The sequence below is a fragment of the Streptomyces sp. CB02056 genome (assembly GCF_001905545.1).
In the GTDB taxonomy this organism is placed as follows: Bacteria; Actinomycetota; Actinomycetes; order Streptomycetales; family Streptomycetaceae; genus Kitasatospora.
Genome location: NZ_LIPD01000007.1, coordinates 556,157 through 573,161, shown reverse-complemented (window position 1 = coordinate 573,161; position 17,005 = coordinate 556,157). Strand labels below are relative to the sequence as shown.

Annotated in this window: 19 protein-coding genes; 13 read left to right on the top strand and 6 right to left on the bottom strand. The window is 74.3% G+C overall.

Annotated elements, in window-relative coordinates; genetic code table 11:
* The first annotated feature begins 36 nt into the window (after positions 1-36).
* Complete coding sequence (locus AMK13_RS21410) at positions 37-2,340, top strand: acyltransferase family protein (protein ID WP_074003667.1); 2,304 nt, start codon at positions 37-39, stop codon at positions 2,338-2,340.
* On the opposite strand, the gene AMK13_RS21405 is transcribed toward AMK13_RS21410, so the two are convergent.
* Entirely contained in the window at positions 2,331-2,942 is a 612-nt protein-coding gene (locus AMK13_RS21405) for a hypothetical protein (RefSeq protein WP_143204595.1), read from the bottom strand. The two genes, AMK13_RS21410 and AMK13_RS21405, sit on opposite strands and share 10 nt — an antisense overlap.
* A 126-nt stretch (positions 2,943-3,068) precedes the next feature.
* Between AMK13_RS21405 and AMK13_RS21400 the strand changes: the two genes are divergently transcribed.
* Positions 3,069-3,299 carry a hypothetical protein gene (locus AMK13_RS21400; RefSeq protein ID WP_049654693.1) on the top strand — a complete coding sequence of 77 codons (231 nt, stop codon included), beginning with the start codon at positions 3,069-3,071 and terminating at the stop codon, positions 3,297-3,299.
* A 112-nt stretch (positions 3,300-3,411) separates the two neighbouring features.
* Entirely contained in the window at positions 3,412-3,981 is a 570-nt protein-coding gene (locus AMK13_RS21395; protein ID WP_143204594.1) for a hypothetical protein, read from the top strand.
* Between the two features lie 30 nt (positions 3,982-4,011).
* On the opposite strand, the gene AMK13_RS21390 is transcribed toward AMK13_RS21395, so the two are convergent.
* On the bottom strand, positions 4,012-4,998 hold the full coding sequence (locus tag AMK13_RS21390; RefSeq protein WP_074003664.1) for a winged helix-turn-helix domain-containing protein: 987 nt from the start codon (positions 4,996-4,998) through the stop codon (positions 4,012-4,014).
* Between the two features lie 423 nt (positions 4,999-5,421).
* Between AMK13_RS21390 and AMK13_RS21385 the strand changes: the two genes are divergently transcribed.
* From AMK13_RS21385 to pqqE, 6 genes are read left to right on the top strand one after another with little or no spacing between them, the layout of a single operon-like run.
* Positions 5,422-6,876: a glucose/sorbosone family PQQ-dependent dehydrogenase gene (locus tag AMK13_RS21385; RefSeq protein WP_074003663.1), complete on the top strand. Its 1,455-nt coding sequence runs from the start codon at positions 5,422-5,424 to the stop codon at positions 6,874-6,876.
* A 26-nt stretch (positions 6,877-6,902) separates the two neighbouring features.
* Positions 6,903-7,064 (top strand): pyrroloquinoline quinone precursor peptide PqqA, encoded by a 162-nt coding sequence (locus AMK13_RS42005; RefSeq protein WP_107418802.1) that lies wholly within the window; start codon positions 6,903-6,905, stop codon positions 7,062-7,064.
* Positions 7,065-7,116: 52 nt separating this feature from the next.
* Positions 7,117-7,929 (top strand): pyrroloquinoline quinone biosynthesis protein PqqB, encoded by an 813-nt coding sequence (gene pqqB / locus AMK13_RS21380; RefSeq protein WP_049654682.1) that lies wholly within the window; start codon positions 7,117-7,119, stop codon positions 7,927-7,929.
* The gene (pqqC, locus tag AMK13_RS21375) at positions 7,923-8,597 is read left to right on the top strand and encodes a pyrroloquinoline-quinone synthase PqqC (protein WP_049654684.1); all 675 of its coding nucleotides are present in this window, start codon (positions 7,923-7,925) and stop codon (positions 8,595-8,597) included. Before pqqB ends, pqqC begins: the two co-directional genes overlap by 7 nt.
* Positions 8,594-8,833, top strand: a complete 240-nt coding sequence (gene pqqD, locus AMK13_RS21370; protein WP_074003662.1) for a pyrroloquinoline quinone biosynthesis peptide chaperone PqqD — start codon at positions 8,594-8,596, stop codon at positions 8,831-8,833. Before pqqC ends, pqqD begins: the two co-directional genes overlap by 4 nt.
* A complete protein-coding gene (pqqE, locus tag AMK13_RS21365) occupies positions 8,821-9,888 on the top strand; it encodes a pyrroloquinoline quinone biosynthesis protein PqqE (protein WP_074003661.1) in 1,068 nt (355 codons plus the stop codon). The genes pqqD and pqqE overlap by 13 nt, the downstream gene beginning before the upstream one ends.
* 63 nt (positions 9,889-9,951) lie before the next feature.
* Here the strand turns inward: pqqE and AMK13_RS21360 are convergent, their stop codons facing one another.
* From AMK13_RS21360 to AMK13_RS21350, 3 genes are all read right to left on the bottom strand, one after another.
* Positions 9,952-10,548 carry a TetR/AcrR family transcriptional regulator gene (locus tag AMK13_RS21360; protein WP_074003660.1) on the bottom strand — a complete coding sequence of 199 codons (597 nt, stop codon included), beginning with the start codon at positions 10,546-10,548 and terminating at the stop codon, positions 9,952-9,954.
* A 76-nt stretch (positions 10,549-10,624) separates the two neighbouring features.
* Positions 10,625-11,254 (bottom strand): histidine phosphatase family protein, encoded by a 630-nt coding sequence (locus AMK13_RS21355; RefSeq protein ID WP_074003659.1) that lies wholly within the window; start codon positions 11,252-11,254, stop codon positions 10,625-10,627.
* A 75-nt stretch (positions 11,255-11,329) separates the two neighbouring features.
* A complete protein-coding gene (locus AMK13_RS21350; RefSeq protein ID WP_074003832.1) occupies positions 11,330-12,322 on the bottom strand; it encodes an oxidoreductase in 993 nt (330 codons plus the stop codon).
* Between the two features lie 181 nt (positions 12,323-12,503).
* Here AMK13_RS21350 and AMK13_RS21345 point away from each other — a divergent pair, with 181 nt between their 5' ends.
* From AMK13_RS21345 to AMK13_RS21335, 3 genes are read left to right on the top strand one after another with little or no spacing between them, the layout of a single operon-like run.
* A complete protein-coding gene (locus AMK13_RS21345) occupies positions 12,504-13,394 on the top strand; it encodes a glycerophosphodiester phosphodiesterase (protein ID WP_079272356.1) in 891 nt (296 codons plus the stop codon).
* 10 nt (positions 13,395-13,404) lie between these two features.
* On the top strand, positions 13,405-13,800 hold the full coding sequence (locus AMK13_RS21340) for a response regulator transcription factor (protein WP_074003658.1): 396 nt from the start codon (positions 13,405-13,407) through the stop codon (positions 13,798-13,800).
* A 15-nt stretch (positions 13,801-13,815) separates the two neighbouring features.
* Positions 13,816-14,832 carry a hypothetical protein gene (locus AMK13_RS21335; protein ID WP_074003657.1) on the top strand — a complete coding sequence of 339 codons (1,017 nt, stop codon included), beginning with the start codon at positions 13,816-13,818 and terminating at the stop codon, positions 14,830-14,832.
* Between the two features lie 10 nt (positions 14,833-14,842).
* Here AMK13_RS21335 and AMK13_RS21330 read toward each other — a convergent pair whose 3' ends face one another.
* Positions 14,843-16,435 carry a M4 family metallopeptidase gene (locus AMK13_RS21330; protein WP_074003656.1) on the bottom strand — a complete coding sequence of 531 codons (1,593 nt, stop codon included), beginning with the start codon at positions 16,433-16,435 and terminating at the stop codon, positions 14,843-14,845.
* 159 nt (positions 16,436-16,594) lie between these two features.
* On the opposite strand from AMK13_RS21330, the gene AMK13_RS21325 reads away from it, so the two are divergent.
* Positions 16,595-16,996: a GNAT family N-acetyltransferase gene (locus AMK13_RS21325; RefSeq protein ID WP_074003655.1), complete on the top strand. Its 402-nt coding sequence runs from the start codon at positions 16,595-16,597 to the stop codon at positions 16,994-16,996.
* Positions 16,997-17,005: the final 9 nt, after the last annotated feature.

The window sequence follows — 17,005 nt, the reverse complement described above, 5'->3', positions numbered from 1 at the left end:
CGACAAACCGCTGCCAGCCCTGCAAGGAGCACCGCCGTGTCAACGGCCGTACCACCACCGTCGTCGTCCTCCTCTTCCGCTGACGTCCAGCCCTCCGCTCCGACCTCCGCCGCGTCCGGCCCAGGCGTCGACCTGCTGCCCGGCGTCGTCCGGGTCGACCGGGAACTCGCCGCCCCGCAGCGCGCCACCGTCGCCGAGAGCGGGCAGGCCCGCCGGCGCACCGCCTTCCGCCCCGACATCGAGGGGCTGCGCGGCGTCGCCGTGCTCTCCGTCCTCGCCTTCCACTCCGCCGTCCCCGGCCTGACCGGCGGCTTCGTCGGCGTCGACGTCTTCTTCGTCATCTCCGGCTTCCTGATCACCGGCCTGCTCGTCGGCCGCCCGCTCGGCCTGTGGGACTTCGCCGCCCGGCGCGCCCGGCGGATCCTGCCCGCCGCCGCCACCGTGCTGGTCGCCACCGCCGTCGCCGGCGGCGCCCTGCTCGACCCGCTGCGCGGCACCGACCTCGCCCGCGACCTGATCGCCTCCGCCGGGCAGTTCGCCAACTGGCGCTTCGTCGGCCAGCAGACCGACTACCTGGCCGCCGAACACGACCCCAGCCCGCTGCAGCACTTCTGGTCGCTGGGCGTGGAGAACCAGTTCTACCTGCTCTGGGGCGTGCTGCTGCTCGGCCTCGCCCGCTACCTGCACGGGCGCCGCCGCACCCTCGCGATCACCCTCGCCACGGTGGCCGTCGGCGGCGTCTCACTGGCGCTCTGCCTGCGCTGGACGGCCACCTCCGCGCCGCTCGCCTACTTCTCCACCGGCAGCCGGCTCTGGGAGTTCGCGGCCGGCGCCTGCGCGGCGCTGGCCGGCCCGGCCCTGCTCTCCCGCGCCGAGCGGCGCCCGGTGGTGTGGTCGCTGCGGGTGGTCGGCTGGCTCGGCCTCGCGGCCGTGCTCGCACCGGTGGTCCTGTACGACCGCGACACCCCCTTCCCCGGCACCGCCGCGCTGCTGCCCGTCCTCGGCACCGCCGCCGTCCTGCTCGCCGGACACGCCGCCGGGCACGACGGCCCCGGCGCCGCCGACGCCGGACGGCTGCTCGCCACCCGCCCGCTGCGCGCCGCCGGACGGCTCTCGTACGCCTGGTACCTGTGGCACTGGCCGGTGCTGACCATCGCCCAGGCCCGGTACGGCGCGCTGCCCTGGACCACCCTGCTCGCGCTCACCGCCGCCAGTGCGCTGCCCGCCTGGCTCACCCTGCGGCTGGTCGAACAGCCGCTGCGGTACGGCAGCAGCCCGGCACCCCGGCGCGGGCTCGCCGTCGGCGCCAGCGCCCTGGTCATCCCGCTGATCGCCGCGCTCACCCTCGGCGGCGGCACCGTACGCGCCCTCGGCGACCCCTCCTCCGGGCCCGTCGCGGCGCCCGCCGGAGCCGCCGACGGCCCGGGCCTGCTCGCCCCCGGCACCCGGGTGCTCACCCTGACGCCCTCGCTCGCCCGGGCCCGGGAGGACTTCCCGCCCGGCAAGGGCTGCGAGATCCCGCTCAACGCCGACAGCAGCCCGCGCTGCCTCTTCGGCGCCGAGGACAGCCCCGACCGGATCGTGCTGCTCGGCGACTCGCACGCCGGGCAGTGGATCTCCGCCGGCCTCGCCCTCGCCGAGCAGCGGCACTGGGCCCTGGAGGTCCTGGTCAAGCCCGGCTGCCCGCTGGCCACCCTCACCGTGCGCAACAACGTGCTCGGCCGGACCTTCGAGGAGTGCGACCGCTGGCGCGAGAACACCCTCACCCGGCTGGCCTCCGGGCCCAAGCCGCGGCTGGTCCTGATGGCGGGCCTCAACCGCTACGGCAGCCCGGAGGAGCGCACCGAGGGCTGGACCCGCACCCTGGACCGACTCACCGCGCTCGGCGCCCCGCTCGCCTACCTCGGCGACACCCCGATGCCCGGCAAGGACATCCCGACCTGCCTGGCCGCCTCCGACGGGCGCTCCGACGCCTGCTTCTTCCCGCGCGACACCGCCTTCGAGCCCGACCCCGTACTGGACGGCGGGCTCGCCGCCCGGTACGGGGTACGGACCCTCGACCTCGGCCCGCTGCTCTGCCCCGGCACCGGGCCCTCCTGCCCGGCCGTGCTGGAGGGCGTGGTGCTGTACCGGGACACCGGTCACATCACCGACACCCTGGCGCGGGTGCTGGCGCCCCGGCTGGACAGGGGGCTGCTGGGCGCCCCGGGGGCGTCCGCGGCTCCGGCGGGTCCGGGCGCTCCGGCCGCGCCTGCGGCTCCCGGGCCGACGTCGGACCGGCCGGTGCAGCCGGACCAGCAGATTCAGCCGGTGCTGCCGGGCCAGCCGGTTCAGCCGTAGAGGCTGTGGCAGACCCGGGCCTGGTCCGAGCCGGGCGGCCAGTGGCCCGCCCGCTCGGCCTGGTCGCAGATGGTGTTCTGGCCGCCGCCCGCCCCGGTACTCGCCGGGGCGGGCGCGCCCGACGGGCCACGGGCCGGCGTGCTGGTGTGCGGGCTGTGCCCCGGCTTGGGGCGCGCACTCGCCGAGGCGTGCTGGGCGTCGGGCGTCGCGCTGCCCCCGGCACCGGACGCGGCCGTCGCCGTGCCCGGCCCGGCCACCGGGACCGCCGCGCCCGGGGTGGGCGGCGGCAGCGGGGACGGCGCCGGCGTGACCGGCGACGGGGAGACCGGCAGCAGCCGCGCCGCCGTCGAGTCCGAGGCGGTGGGCGAGGCGTCCGGCAGCGCCGCCACGCTGAGCTCGTCACCCGACCCCGGCCCGCACATCGCCAGGACGGACGCCAGCACGGCACCCGTGCCGACCATCGCGGCCGTCCAGGCCTTGCGCGACAGGCGCCTCGGCGGTGTGGCGGTGGACCACGGCGGTAGCGGATCTGTCGGAACCGGCGGCGGCTGCCAAGCGTTCTGCGGCCACTGCCACTGCCCTCCGGTGGGCTGCCCAGTCATGTGCTCGTCCTTCCAGCGGCCCCCCTAGAACCTTGCCGTGCTCAACGAGCGCGCCGACGCCGGGACATGACCCGGAAGAGGGGTCTGGACGGGCGTTGATTGCCACCGCGCCACATGCTGGGGGGCATGGAGACCAACAGCACGGCCACCCCCCTGGTCGAGGTGGCCGAGTTCCGCACCGACAGCCGCTACCGCCTCGTCCGCTTCGAGGGCCACGGCTGGGAGCCGCTCGCACCGGAGGAGTTCGAGCCGCGCGTCCACCAGCTCTTCCCCGACCTCGACCCGCGCGACCCCCAACGGGTCCACTGGGCCGACCGCCCCTGGGAATGGCCCGCCTGGCACGCCGGCGAGGCCTGAACGCGGTCCGACTGGGCCCGAACGCGGCCTGACGGGGCCCGAACCCCGGTTTGACGAGGTCTGAACGGCTCGGCGCGGGATCGGCACCCCGCGACTTCGTTACGCTGGGCGGGTGAGTGTGGATCACTTCTGGCGCCGCCTGCCGGGTCAGGCCGTGGACACCTGCTCGCCGGAGGAACTCGGCGAACTCGTGCCCCGCGACCGCGACCTCCGGTACGACCGGCTGGCCGCCGCCGGGCTCGCCCTCGGCGTGCGGCGCACCGCCGTCCTGATGGAACTCGCGCTCACCGAGAACGGGCTGCACCCCGACCCGGCCGCCCGACTGCCCGTCTACGGCGGCGGGCGGCACGAACCGGACGGGGCACTGCCGTGCGGCGCCATGCCGGTGCTGCGCCCCGAACAGGTCGCGGCGGCCTCCGCCTTCCTGCGCGGCTCGGCGCTCGGCGAACTCGTCCGCCAGCAGAACAGCGTGCTCGCCCGCACGGCCGCGCACCTCGGGTACCCGACGCCCTGGTCCGAGACCTGGGCGGCGCTCGTCGTCCACGACCTGCGCGAGCTGCGGGACTTCTTCGCGAGCGCGGCCGCCGCCGGGGACGCGGTGGTCGTCCGGGAGGCCGAGGAGACCGGCCGCCCGGACGCGGCGCCGCAGCGGGTCAACTCGCCGTCCAGCACCGGGGCGTGAGCCTCGGTCCCGCCCGCACGGGGCCGGGCCTCAGCCCGTAGCGGCGGCGAGGAGCGTCAGCCCGGCCGCGGTGGCGGTGTGGATCGCCGTGTTGCGGTCCCGCAGGGTGGTGACCAGCCCGGCCGCCCGCAGCACCGTCGCGTGCTCGCTGGCGCTCGCCGCGGAGATTCGGACGGCGGCGGCGACGTCCCCGGTCGTACAGCCCTCCCGCTGCGCGACGGTCCGCAGCACGGCGGCGCGGGTGCGGCCCAGCAGTGCGTCCAGAGCCGGTGACGACCCGTGCGGCGCCGCCAACACCCCTGCTCCGGTGGGCTGGTGCGCGGGATGGACCAGCATCGGCTGTGGCTCGGTGTCGTAGATCACGACGGGTGCGCCCGTGACGAAGACGGACGGGACCAGCAGCAGCCCCCGGCCGTCGAGGTGGATGTCCCGGTCCAGCCCGGAGGCCAGCTCGACGTGCAGCACCGGGGCCTCCCAGTGGATCCGGCCCGGCAGCAGCCGCTCGAAGAGCCGCTCCACACCGCCGTGCAGCAGATCGCGTCCGCGGACCGCGCGGTCCGCGGCCAACGCGTCCTCGGCGGACGCCTGGTACGGGGCGAGCAGGACGTCGTGGACGTGGCCGAGGGCCTCCACCAGGCGGCGCATGAGGTCACGGTCCTCGCCGAGCGTACGGGCCCAGCCGGGTAGCGGACGGGTGGCCGCCGCGTCGGCGAGGTCCGCGCGGATCCGCCCGGCCGGCGTGGCGGCGACGCCCTCCAGCAGCTCCGCGACGCTCCGGGCCCCCGGCGGACTCAGGAAGCCGGGCGACACCCCGTGCATCGGCACCAGGTCGAGGACCATCCGGGCCTGCGGCCCCAGCCGCCCGCGCGCCGTCCGCCGCCAGGCCCCGAACCGCGCCTCGTGGTTGCGGTCCCGCAGGACGCGCACCGCCACGTTCAGTTCCACCATCGCCGCCATCGCCCCCGCGACCCTGGTGCGCGCCAGATCCTCGCCGGTGAAGTGGAACCGGAACGCCATCCCGCCTCCCGTGATGGGGAACTGACGAAGAGTCAGCTCCCGTCCATGATGCCAGTGGAAGCCGTGGACGGGAGGGGCAAGCGCAGCTGCGACGACCGGGGTGCGATCGGATGGATGCGAAGCGCCCGCGCCACGCGGTGATCCTGGCCCGCGCCGGCGCGGCCTTTTTCGCCGCGCTGCTGTCGAGGAGGACCCCGCCGTCCGGGCCACGCGACCGGGTCAACGAGGGGTGCGGATCCGGGGGACCCGACCTACGGTGAGGATCGGGACGCCGGGCGGCCGTACGCCGCCGGTGGCGCCCCCCACCGTTGGCGATGGCCCGCTCGCCGGGCGCCCGCACCGTGCGCGGCCGGCCCCGTAGGAATCGCCGAATCCGGTCATTCGGAAACCAGACACTCGTCGCCACGACGAGTGGGAGGCATCATGAGAAAGCTCCCGGTCGCACTGGCCCTGATCCCCGCCGCCGCGCTGATCACGTCGTGCTCCGACAATGGGGGAGCGGCGTCCGGCGGCACCGCCGCGCAGAAGCCCGCTGTCGTCACCGCCGAGCCCGTGCAGTCCCAGGCACCCCAGTCCCAGGCCGCCCAGGCACCGCAGACGCAGGTGAAGGTGGTGACGGACGGGCTGGGAGACCCGTTCGAGCTCGCCTACGCCCCCGACGGTCGGCTCTGGGTCAGCGAGAAGTCCGGGCTCAAGATCACCCGGGTCGACCCGCAGAGCGGCGCCAAGAGCACCGCCCTCGACCTCACGGGAAAGGCCTTCCACAGTCAGGACGGGCAGGACGGCGTCCTGGGCTTCGCGTTGCACCCGGACTTCGGCAAGGGCAAGGGCAGCGACTACCTCTACCTCGCCTACACCTACAAGAACGGCAACGACTCGGCCACGAAGATCGTCCGCTACACCGCGAAGGACGGCCAGCTCTCCGACGAACAGCCCATCCTGACGGGGCTGCCGGGGCACAACCAGCACCAGTCGGCCCGGATCCGGTACGGACAGGACGGCAAGCTCTACTACTCGATCGGCGACCAGGGCCACAACTACATGGCCGACTACTGTCTGCCGAACCACGCGCAGGACCTGCCGACCGCCGCCCAGGTCGCCGCGTCGGACTGGTCGCTGTACCAGGGCAAGGTGCTCCGCATCAACCCGGACGGCTCCGTCCCCGACGACAACCCGGAGCTGAACGGCGCCCGCAGCCACATCTACGCCTACGGCATGCGCAACCCGGACGGGATGGACTTCGGCGGCAAGGACCTCTACACGGCCGAGAACGGCCCGCTCACCGACGACGAGTTCAACCTCATCACGAAGGGCGGCAACTACGGCTGGCCCAACGTCGCCGGGTGGAAGGACGACAAGGCGTACGTCTACTCCAACTGGTCGCAGGCCAAGGGCGGTTGCGAGAAGCTCACCTACAACCCGGACCCGAACACGCCGCCGGCCGAGGTGCCGACGACGAAGGAGACGGACTTCACCAAGGACATGGTCTCCCCGCTCAGCACGTACGGGACGACCGTCGAGAGCGGGCACAACTTCGGCACCACGCCGGTCTGCCCCGACGCCGCCTCCGCCTACATGTGCTGGCCGACCATGGCGCCCGGCAGCCTCAAGGTGTACGGGGACGACGTCCTCGTCACCTCGTTGAAGAACGGCACCGTCTTCCGGCTCTCCAAGGACGGCAAGAAGTACGAGGAGCTCTTCCGGACCGTCAACCGGTACCGCGACGTCGCCCTCAGCCCGGACGGCAAGACGCTGTACATCGCCACCGACAGCGAAGGCCAGCACATGGTCCGCGGCGACGGCGGCACCCCGACCACCCACCTGGCGAATCCGGGCGCGATCCTCGCCGTCCCCTACGACCACAACACGACGCAGTGAAGCCCCGACACGGAGGTGAGACAGTCATGACCCGTCACGAGGAACAGCCCAGGCGTGCCCGGCAGTCCCGGGAGCGCACCACCGACCGGCCGAACACCCCGACGGAAGGCGCCCGTTGGCGCAAGCCGAGCTACCAGGTGGTGGAGGCGTCTCTGGAGGTCTCGGCGTACTACCTCGCCAAGCGGTAGCGGCCACCGCACCGCACCGGTAGGACCACCACTCGAAGAGGGAGGAAGCGCTGTGCGACTGCACGTACTCGGTACGGCAGCCGGCGGCGGTGTCCCGCAGTGGAACTGTGCGTGCCCCGGCTGTGCCGGGGCACGCGCGGTTCCGTCGCGCCGACGGCTGCACGCGTCCGTCGCCGTGGAGACCGAGCCCGGCCGGGTGTACCTCGTGAACGCCACACCGGACATCGCCGAACAGATCGAGCGCTGCCCCTGGCTGCACCCCGAGGGCCGGCGCACCCGGCTGTCCGGCGTGATCCTCACGGACGCCGAACTCGACCACACGCTCGGCCTGGCGCGGCTGCGCGAGGCCGACGAACTGGAGGTCATGGCGACCGACGCGGTACGGGACGCCGTGCACAAGGGACTCGGCCTCGGCGAGGTCCTCGCGCCCTACACCCGCCTGCGCTGGCGGGACTTCGACGGCGTCGCGCTCGAACCGCTCTCCGGCAAGCGCCCCCGCTACGCCCGGGACGCCTGCGACGGGGACTGGGTGAGCGCCCTGCGGGTGGGCGGACTGCTCTACGCGCCGTCGACCGGCGTCTGGACCGACGGCTTCGGCGAGGACGCCGACCTGGTCCTGGTCGACGGCACCTTCTGGGACGACGAGGAGCCGCGCACCGCCGGGTTCTCCACGAAGTCCGCCACCGGGATGGGCCACCTGCCCGTGCTCGCCACCCGCGACCGGCTCGCCGCCCTGTCCGCCCGGTGCCTCTACACCCACCTGAACAACACCAACCCGCTCGTCGACCCGGACTCCCCCCTCCACGCGGAGCTGGCGGACCGGGGCCTCGGGGTGGCCGCGGAAGGAGCGGTCCTCACATGGTGACGACCTTCGAGAGCGAGCTCAGGGCCGTGCCCGAGCGCCGCTACCACCACCGGCACCCCTTCAACCTGAGGATGCACCAGGGGCTCCTGCTGCCGGAGGAGCTGCGCACCTGGATCCTCAACCGCTTCCACTACCAGCGGCACATCCCGGTCAAGGACGCGCTGATCCTCGCCAAGCTGGAGGACCCCGCCCTGCGCCGGCTGTGGATCCGCCGGATCACCGACCACGACGGCGGCGACGGCGACGAAGGCGGCATCGAGCGCTGGCTGCGGCTCGGCGAGGCGGCCGGGCTCGACCGCGCCGACCTGCTCTCGGGCCGCGGGGTGCTGCCCGGAGTGCGGCTCGCCGTCGACGGCTACGTCAACCTCTGCCGCCACGGCACGCCCCTGGAGGCCGTGGCCGCCTCGTTGACCGAACTGTTCGCGCCGGACCTGATGGCCACCCGGATCGCCGCCTTCGAGCGCCACTACACCTGGATCGAGCCCGTGGGCCTCGCCTACTTCAGGACCCGCGTCGGCCAGGGCCGTCGGGACAGCGACGAGGCGCTGTCCCTGGTGCTGTCCTGGGCCCGCACCCGGGCCGAGCAGGAGGCCGCCATCGCGGCGCTCTCCTACAAGTGCGAGCTGCTGTGGACCCTCCTCGACGCCGTCGAACGGGCCCCGGCGTGACCTGGCGACCGGCCCTGAGCGGCTACGCGCGGCTGCGCCACTGCCCGGTGCGGAACAGCACGCTGCTGGTCGTCCCGGAGCGCATCGTCGTCCTCAGTGCCGAGGCGGCCGCGATCGTCGGACTGTGCGACGGCACCCGGACCGTACCGGAGATCACCACCGAGTTCCCGGTCGAGGGGGCCGACGACGTCGTGGTCTTCCTCGACGACCTGAAGGAGCGGGGATGGCTGCGGTGAACCCGCCCTGGGCCATGCTGGCCGAACTCACCCACGGCTGCCCTCTGCGCTGCCCGTACTGCTCCAACCCGATCGAACTCACCTCCCGTGGAGCGGAACTGACGACAAGTCAATGGCTTGACGTGCTGATGCAGGCCGGTGAACTCGGGGTCGCGCACGTCCACCTGTCGGGCGGCGAACCGCTGTTGCGGCGCGACCTGACCGAGATCGTCGCGGGGGCCGACCGCGCCGGGATCTACGCCCAGCTCGTCACCAGCGGACTCGGCCTGACCCGGGAGCGGCTGGCCGCGCTGACCGCGGCCGGGCTGCCCAGCGTCCAGCTCTCCGTCCAGGGCGCCGACGCCGCCTCCTCCGAGCTGATCGCCGGACGCCGGTCGTTCGCGGCGAAGGAGCGGGCCGCCGCGCTGGTCCGCGAGGCCGGACTGCCGCTGGGCCTCAACGTCGTCCTGCACCGCCTGAACCTCGACGACATCGACGCGATCGTGGACCTCGGCATCGCCTGGGGCGCGGTGCGCATCGAACTCGCCAACGCGCAGTTCTACGGCTGGGGACTGGCCAACCGGGCCGCCCTCATGCCCACCCGGGACCAGCTGGACCGCGCCCGGGAGGCGGTCGAGCGCCGACGGCGGCGGACCGGCGTCGAACTCGTCTGGGTCGTCCCCGACTACTTCGACGGCGTCGCCAAGCCCTGCATGGGCGGCTGGGGCGCGGTCTCCCTGACCGTCGCCCCCGACGGCCGGGTCCTGCCCTGCCCCGCCGCCTACGACCTCCCACTGGACCTGCCGAACGTCCGCGACCACGCCCTCGCCTGGATCTGGTCCGAGTCGTCGGCCTTCCGGGCCTACCGCGGCACCGACTGGCTGCCCGAGCCCTGCGCCTCCTGCGCCCTCCGGGAGGTCGACTTCGGCGGCTGCCGCTGCCAGGCCTTCGCCCTCACCGGCGACCCGGGGCGGACCGATCCCGCGTGCGCGCTGTCGCCCGACCACGGCCTGATCACGGAGCTCGCCGCCCGGCAGGACGGGGACCTCGTCTACCGGGATCCGGCCGGCCGCTGAGGCTCCGCTCCGCAGGCCGTCGTCCCCGGTCCGGCCGGCCCGTCGCCCGTCCGGTGTTCGGGTTCAGGTGGCGCTTGCGTGGTCCTGCGTGGCGCCGAGCAGCCGCCGGACGGCCTGCCGGGCGTGGTCCAGCGGTTCGGGGTCGCGCCGGACGGAGGCGAGCAGGACGGCGCCCTCCACCAGGGCGAGGGTCTGCCCGGCGGCGACCCGGGCCTGCGCCGGGCCGAAGCCCTCGCCCTCCAGCCGGTCGGCCAGGATCCGCTGCCAGCCCGCGTACAGCTCGGCGCAGAGCGCCCGCAGCGCCTCGTTGGTGCCGGACACCTCCAGGGCGACGGTGGCGATCGGGCAGCCGCTGGTGTACCGGGAGCGCTCCAGCCGTTCGGCGAAGGCGTCGATCAGCCGCCCGGCGAGGGCGACGGTGTCGGCGCCCTCACCGGCCAGGGAGGCGAGCAGCGCCTCGACCTCCTGGCCGGCCTGGGTGAGCGCGGCGGCCACCAACTGGTCCTTGCCGCCGGGGAAGTGGAAGTAGAGCGAGCCGCGCGGGGCGCCGGTGGCGGCGACGATCCGGTTGAGTCCCGTCCCGAAGTAGCCCTGCGCCTCGATCAGTTCCCTGGTGCCGGCGATCAGCCGGGCCCGGGTCTCCTCACCCTTGACTCCCATGCGGCGATAGTAGACCGGTCTGCATATTCGTGTCGACGGGCCTTCGAGCCTCCCTTGAGCGATGGTTGACCGATCGTCAGAAGCGGTACTGGGGCGGGTAGCCGGTCCAGTGCAGCTCCTCCGGCAGGTGGCCCTGGTCGTTCAGCAGCAGGACGGCGGGCGGCCGTCCGGGCGTGTAGCGCAGGACGGTCATCGCCGCGTTGGCGGCGTTGACGCCGAGCCACCGCCAGGCCGGGGCGTCCAGGGCGTGCCGGACCAGCCAGCCGACCAGGAAGGCGTGGGTGACGACCAGTTCGTGCCGCTCCTCGCGGCCCGGCACCGGCCCGGTGAACCGTTCGACGGCCCGCCGCGCCAGCACCGCGCCCTCCTCCCGCTCCGCCGCCGTGGTGCCCGCGAGGAAGTCCAGCAGGAACCGCGCGCTTTCGTCGGGCAGTTCGTTCCGCGCGGGCACGTACGGAACGAAGTCCCCGGCCTCCTCGCAGGGTTCCGGCCGCACGCCGGTCAGCTGCTCCGCGACCAGGCGCGCGGTCTCGGCCGCCCGGGGCAGCGGGCCGTGGTGCAGCGCCGAGACCGGGCGGCCGGCCAGCCGCCGGCCCAGCAGCGCGGCCTGCCGGCGCCCGGCGGCGGTGAGTCCGCTGTCGTCGCCGTGGGACTCGGCCTCGCCGTGGCGGGCCAGGTAGAGGTAGCGGGTGGCGGTGTCGGTCATGCCGTGGGGCTCCTCGGGAGGGACGAAGATCATGTCGTCCCGAGTGACACGCCGGGGGCCGCGCCCGGTTCCGGCTCAGCCCGTGGAGGCCGCGTCCGCGTGGGCCCGGCCCGCGTGGGCCTCGTCCAGCAGCGCCAGCTCCTCCGCCGACAGCCGCAGCGCCCCGGCGGCGATGTTCTCCTCCAGGTGCGCCACGTCGCCGGTGCCCGGGATGGCCAGCACGTGCGGGCCGCGGTGCAGCGTCCAGGCCAGCCGGACCTGGGCGGTGCTCGCCCCGCGTGCCTCGGCCACCGCCCGGACCTGGGCGGGCTCGGCCTCCCCGGCGCCGTCCTGCCGTCCGGCCCCGGCGATCGCGTAGAAGGGGACGAAGGCGATGCCCTGCTCCCCGCAGATCCGCAGCAGCTCGTCCTGCTCCGGCGTGGCGCCGATGCCGTACGGGTTCTGCACGCAGACCACCGGCGCGATGGCCTGAGCCTCGGCGAGCTGGTGCGGGTGGACGTTGGACAGGCCCAGCTGCCGGATCAGCCCGGCCTCGCGCAACTCGGCCAGCGCGCCGAAGCGTTCGGCGACCGAGTCGGTGCCGAGGATGCGCAGGTTCACCAGGTCGAGGTGGTCGCGGCCGAGCTGGCGCAGGTTCTGCTCGACCTGGGCGCGCAGCCGCGCGGGGGTGCGGGCGTGCTCGACCCACTCGCCGTCGATGCCGCGGCCGGGGCCGACCTTGGTGGCGATCACCAGGTCGTCGGCGTACGGCGCGAGCGCCCGGTTGATCAGCTCGTTGGCGGAGCGCAGCGGGGAGAAGTAGAAGGCCGCCGTGTCGATGTGGTTGACGCCCAGCTCGACCGCGCGGCGCAGCACCCGCAGCGCCTGCTCACGGTCGCGCGGGACGGCGTGCGGGACGAGTGCCGGGCCGGTCTGCGGCAGGCGCATCGTGCCGAAGCCGATCCGGTGGACGGTGCGGTCGCCGAGCTTCCAGGTGCCGGCGGCGGCTGCGGCGGCTGCGGCGGCTGCGGCGGCTGCGGCGGCGGCTGCGGTGGTGGCGGGGGTGGCGGCGGTGCTGTCGGACGTCATGCCGGTCATGATCGCTACTGAACCGGCCTGACCGCCAGTGATTCGAACATGTCCATGAGGATGGGGGCGGTGGCCGCGTTGGGGGAGGGGTGGCCGGGCGTTCCGCCGTCCGTCGTCATGTCGGCCGGGCACACCGGTGTCGGTGGCGAGGGCGCGTCCCGCCGACCGTAGCGTGCGGGACATGACACCCCAACGGCACCCCCGGCACCCCTACACCCGACAGGTCGTCCTCGTCGCCGCGCTGCTCGGGGCCGCCCTCGGCGCCGTCGCGCTCACCGGGACACCGGCACGACCGTCCGCCGCCCGGCTGCGCCCGGCCGGTGCGCCGCCGACCGTGTACGCGCACCGCGGCGCCTCCTCCGCCGCGCCCGAGAACACCCTGGTCTCCGACGAGGTGGCCCGGCGGGCCGGCGCCGAGTGGATCGAGGACGACGTCCAGCCCAGCAGGGACGGCGTCCCGTACGTGCTGCACGACGACACGGTGGACCGCACCACCGACGGCACCGGCCGGATCCGCGAGCTGACCGCCGCCCAGCTCGACGCGCTGGACGCCGGCTCCTGGTTCGCCCCCGCGTACGCGGGCACCCGGCTGCCGACCCTGGCCGCCCAGCTGGAGGACCTGCGCACCCGCGGCGGCAGGCTGCTGCTGGAGATCAAGGGCCAGCACAGCCGCGACGAGGTCGCCCGGATCGTCCAGGAGGTGCGCGACCACGGCATGGCCGACCGGGTCCTCGTCCAGAGCTTCGAGGTGGACGCCCTGCGGTACGCCCGCGAGCTGGCTCCCGAGCTGCCGCTCGGCCTGCTGCGCTCCACCCCGGACGCCGACCCGGTGGCGGTCGCCCGCGACCTCGGCCTGTCCGCCTACAACCTCGCGGACGACGCGCTGTCCGCCCGCCCCGGCGTGGTCGGGGAACTGCACGCCGCCGGGGTGGCGGTGAACGTCTGGACGGTCGACCGGCCCGCCCGCTGGCAGGTGCTCGCGGCGGCGGGCGTGGACGGGATCATCACCAACCGACCGGCCGAGCTGGCCGGTTGGAGCGCGGCCTGGTCGGCGCGGGGCGCCGCCGGTTAGGCTGCCGGGCGTGGAGCAGGAGAACGCGGCGGGCGCCCGGCCGGTGGACGAACAGGCCGGGGCGGACTGGATCCGCCGGCATCTCGGCGTGGTCCTGGAGCCGCAGGGCTCGCTGACCGCCTTCGACGGGCGCCTCGTCATCGACCTGGACACCCAGGTCGTCACCGTGGACGGCCGTGAGGTCCGGCTCCACCGCTCGGACGTCAAGCTGCTGCGCGGCCTGATCGAGCTGGGCGAGGGCGTGCACGCGCCGGACAGGATCCTGTGGAAGGTCTACGACGCGTCGCTCCACCCCCACGAGCTGAGGTACCCGATGGCGCTGCTGCGGGCGAAGCTCGGCGAGTCCGACTGGATCGTGCGGACCGAGGAGGGCCGCTACGGCCTGCGGCCCCCGGAGCTGCCGTAGCCGCATACTGACGGCATGACGGGTGGAGACCGGGGTCCGGACCGGCGCGGGGTGCTGCGGGCGGGCGCGGCGGCGGCGCTGGCGCTGGGTGCGGCGGGGTGTACGGGCGGGAGCAGGCCGCAGGCGTCCGGGCCGAGTCCGAGCACGACGACGCCCGCGACACCGGCCGGAACGCTGACCGAGACACCCGCGCCCACTCCGCTGCCCCGCCCGCCCCTCTGGCAGCCCGGCCCCGGCGAGATCCAGCCCGACGTCAAGCGCCGCGCCGTCGAGCTGGTCGCCGCGCTCGGCGCCTGGCCGCCCGGCGGGCAGGGGGTGGAGGCGGCCCGGGCCCGGGTGGCGGCGCTCGGCCTGCCGCCCGCGCTGGCCGACGCCGCCGGTCCGTTGGCCCCGGCGGCGTCGGAGGCGAGCCTGGAGGTGGTGGTCGCCCAGTACGGCGGCATCCTCGACGACTCGGCGAGCGTGCTGGTGGTGTGCCGCCAGTGGACCCGAGGCCCGGACGGCTCGGTGGCCGAGGGCGGCACCACGGTGGACGTCCGGCTGGGCCGGGCCGAGCCGCGCTGGACCGTCACCGACCTGCGTCCGGGTGTCGCGGGCCCGGCCGCCGTCGCGCCGTCGCCCGCGGTGGCCCGGGTGTTGGCCGAGCCCCGGATCGAGCTGCCGCCGGAGGCCGCCGCCGACCTGCGCGGCGGCACGGTCCACGACAGCGTGCTGGAGGCGATGCTGCGGCTGGCCGGCCCGTACACGCTCTCGGTGAGCGTGGTGCGGACCGGCCACCCGCTGGACGTCTTCGGGACGACCCGGCCCAGCGACCATCCGCTGGGCCGGGCCTTCGACGTCTGGCGGATCGACGGCCTGGCGGTGGTGGACCCGGGTACGTCCCGGCAACTGGTCGAGTCCTTCATGCGGGACGCGGCCGCCGCCGGTTCGTACAACGTGGGCGGTCCGGTGGCGGTCCCGGGCGGCGTCGGCAACCAGTTCTTCACCGACGACACCCACCACGACCACTGCCACGTGGGCTTCAACCACTAACAGACGTACGTCAGTTGACGTTGACGCCGCTCCAGGCCGCCGCGACCGCGTTGTACTCGGCGCTGCCGGCGCCGTACAGGTCGCGGGCCGCGTTCAGGGAGGCGGAGCGGGCGCCCTTGTAGGTGGTGGTGGAGGTCATGTAGACGGTCAGCGCGCGGTACCAGATCTTGGCGACCTTGGCGTTGCCGATACCGGCCAGCGTGGAGTTGTTGCAGGTCGGGCTGGTGTAGGTGACGCCGTTGACGGTCTTGGTGCCGCTGCCCTCGCTGGCCAGGTAGAACCAGTGGTTGCCGACGCCCGAGGAGTAGTGGACGTCGAGCTTGCCGACGCCGCTGCTCCAGCAGTCGGCCGAACGGCCGTCCAGCGAGGGCTTGTCGAAGCGGCGCAGCCACGGCGGGGTGGACTGGTCGCTGAACAGGTAGTCGCCCTTGTCGACGCTGTTGTTGGCGTACCACTCGACCATGGTGCCGAAGATGTCGCTGGTGGACTCGTTGAGGCCGCCGGACTCGCCGCTGTAGCGCAGGTTGGCGGTGGCGCTGGTGACGCCGTGGGTCATCTCGTGGCCCATGGTGTCGAGGTCCACCTGCTCCGGGTCGGTGGTGCCGTCGCCGTCGCCGGTCATCATGCAGAAGCAGGTGTCGGACCACTGGGCGTTGTCCCAGTTGGTGCCGACGTGGACGAAGACGGTGGCGCCCTTGCCGTCGTTCTTGATGCCGCTGCGGCCGTGGACGTTCTTGTAGTAGTCGTACGTCCAGGCGGTGTTGGCGTGGGCGTCGACGGCGGCGGTGGTGCGGTTGGAGGAGAACTTCTTTCCGTCGCCCCAGACGTTGGTGGTGCTGGTGATCGCGGTGCCGGAGGAGGCCTTGAGCGAGCTCGCGGCGACGTTGTTGGCGTCCTTGGTAACGTGGCCGCGGACCGGGTCGGTCAGGGTGTAGCCGCCGTTCGCGGCGGTGGTGTCGATGGTGACCGTGCCGGTGTACTCGGAGTTCCCGGTGCCGGCGGCCTGGTGCTCGGCGTCGTAGGACTCGATCTGCTCGCCCGTGGTGGCGTCGGTGACGACCACCTTGCCCGCCGGCTGGCCGTGCTCGCCGGTGCCCTCGACGGTGGTGCGCCAGGCCAGCCGGGGGGTGCCGTCGGCGGCCCAGACGACCAGCTCGGGGCTGCTGACGGCATCCTTGACACCCGGGGCGGCGGCCAGCGCGCCGGCCGCGCCGGACTGCGCGGTCACCTTGGGGACGGTCGACTTCACGGCGGCGTCGTGGGCGGCCGCGCGGGAGGAGTCCTTGAGCCGGCCCTTGGCGTCCTGGTGGACGACCAGGTCGCCGCCGACCACCGGCAGGCCCTGGAAGGTCCGGTCGAAGCGGACGTGGGTGGCACCGTCGGCGTCGACCACGACGTCCTTGAGCACGAGGTCCTGGCCGGCGCCGAAGCCGAACACCCCCGCGTTGTGGGCGACGTTGGCGCGGGCCTGGGATATCGCGGCCTCGCGCATGCCGGGGGCGGCGGAGGCGGTGGCGGCCGGGACGGTGGCGCCGGCGAGGGCGGCGACGACCACGAAGGCCGCGGCCACGCGGGCACGGCGGGAGGAGGACGTGGGGATCACTCGGACTCCAGTGGGGGTAGCTGTGCAGGGAAAGGAGCTGCGACCGAGATTGACGGGGGTCAGTCAGATTGAGCTAGAGGAAAGGTCATAACTTTGCCAAGTCGTGTCCTTGGTCGATAAAAAATGATCGGAAGTTAACAAGGGCTCTACAGTGCCGTCGTGACGATCGACTACCTGTGGCGCGGCCCGCTCACCGATCCCGAACTCGACGCCCTGCACGCCGAGGCCTTCGGCCACCCCGTGGAACCCGGCGGCCGGCTCGCCCGGCTGGAACGGCACAGCCTCGGCTGGGTCACCGCCCGCCGCACCGCCGACGGCGCCCTGCTCGGCTTCGTCAACCTCGCCTGGGACGGCGGCGTCCACGCCTTCCTGCTCGACACCGCGGTCTCCCCGGACACCCGGCGGCAGGGCGTCGCCACCCGGCTGGTCGCGGAGGCCGCCGACGGCGCCCGCGCGGCCGGCTGCGCCTGGTTGCACGTCGACTTCGAGCCGCACCTGCGCCCCTTCTACCTCGACGCCTGCGGCCTGCGCCCCACCGACGCCGGGCTGTTGGCGCTCTGACACCTTGCC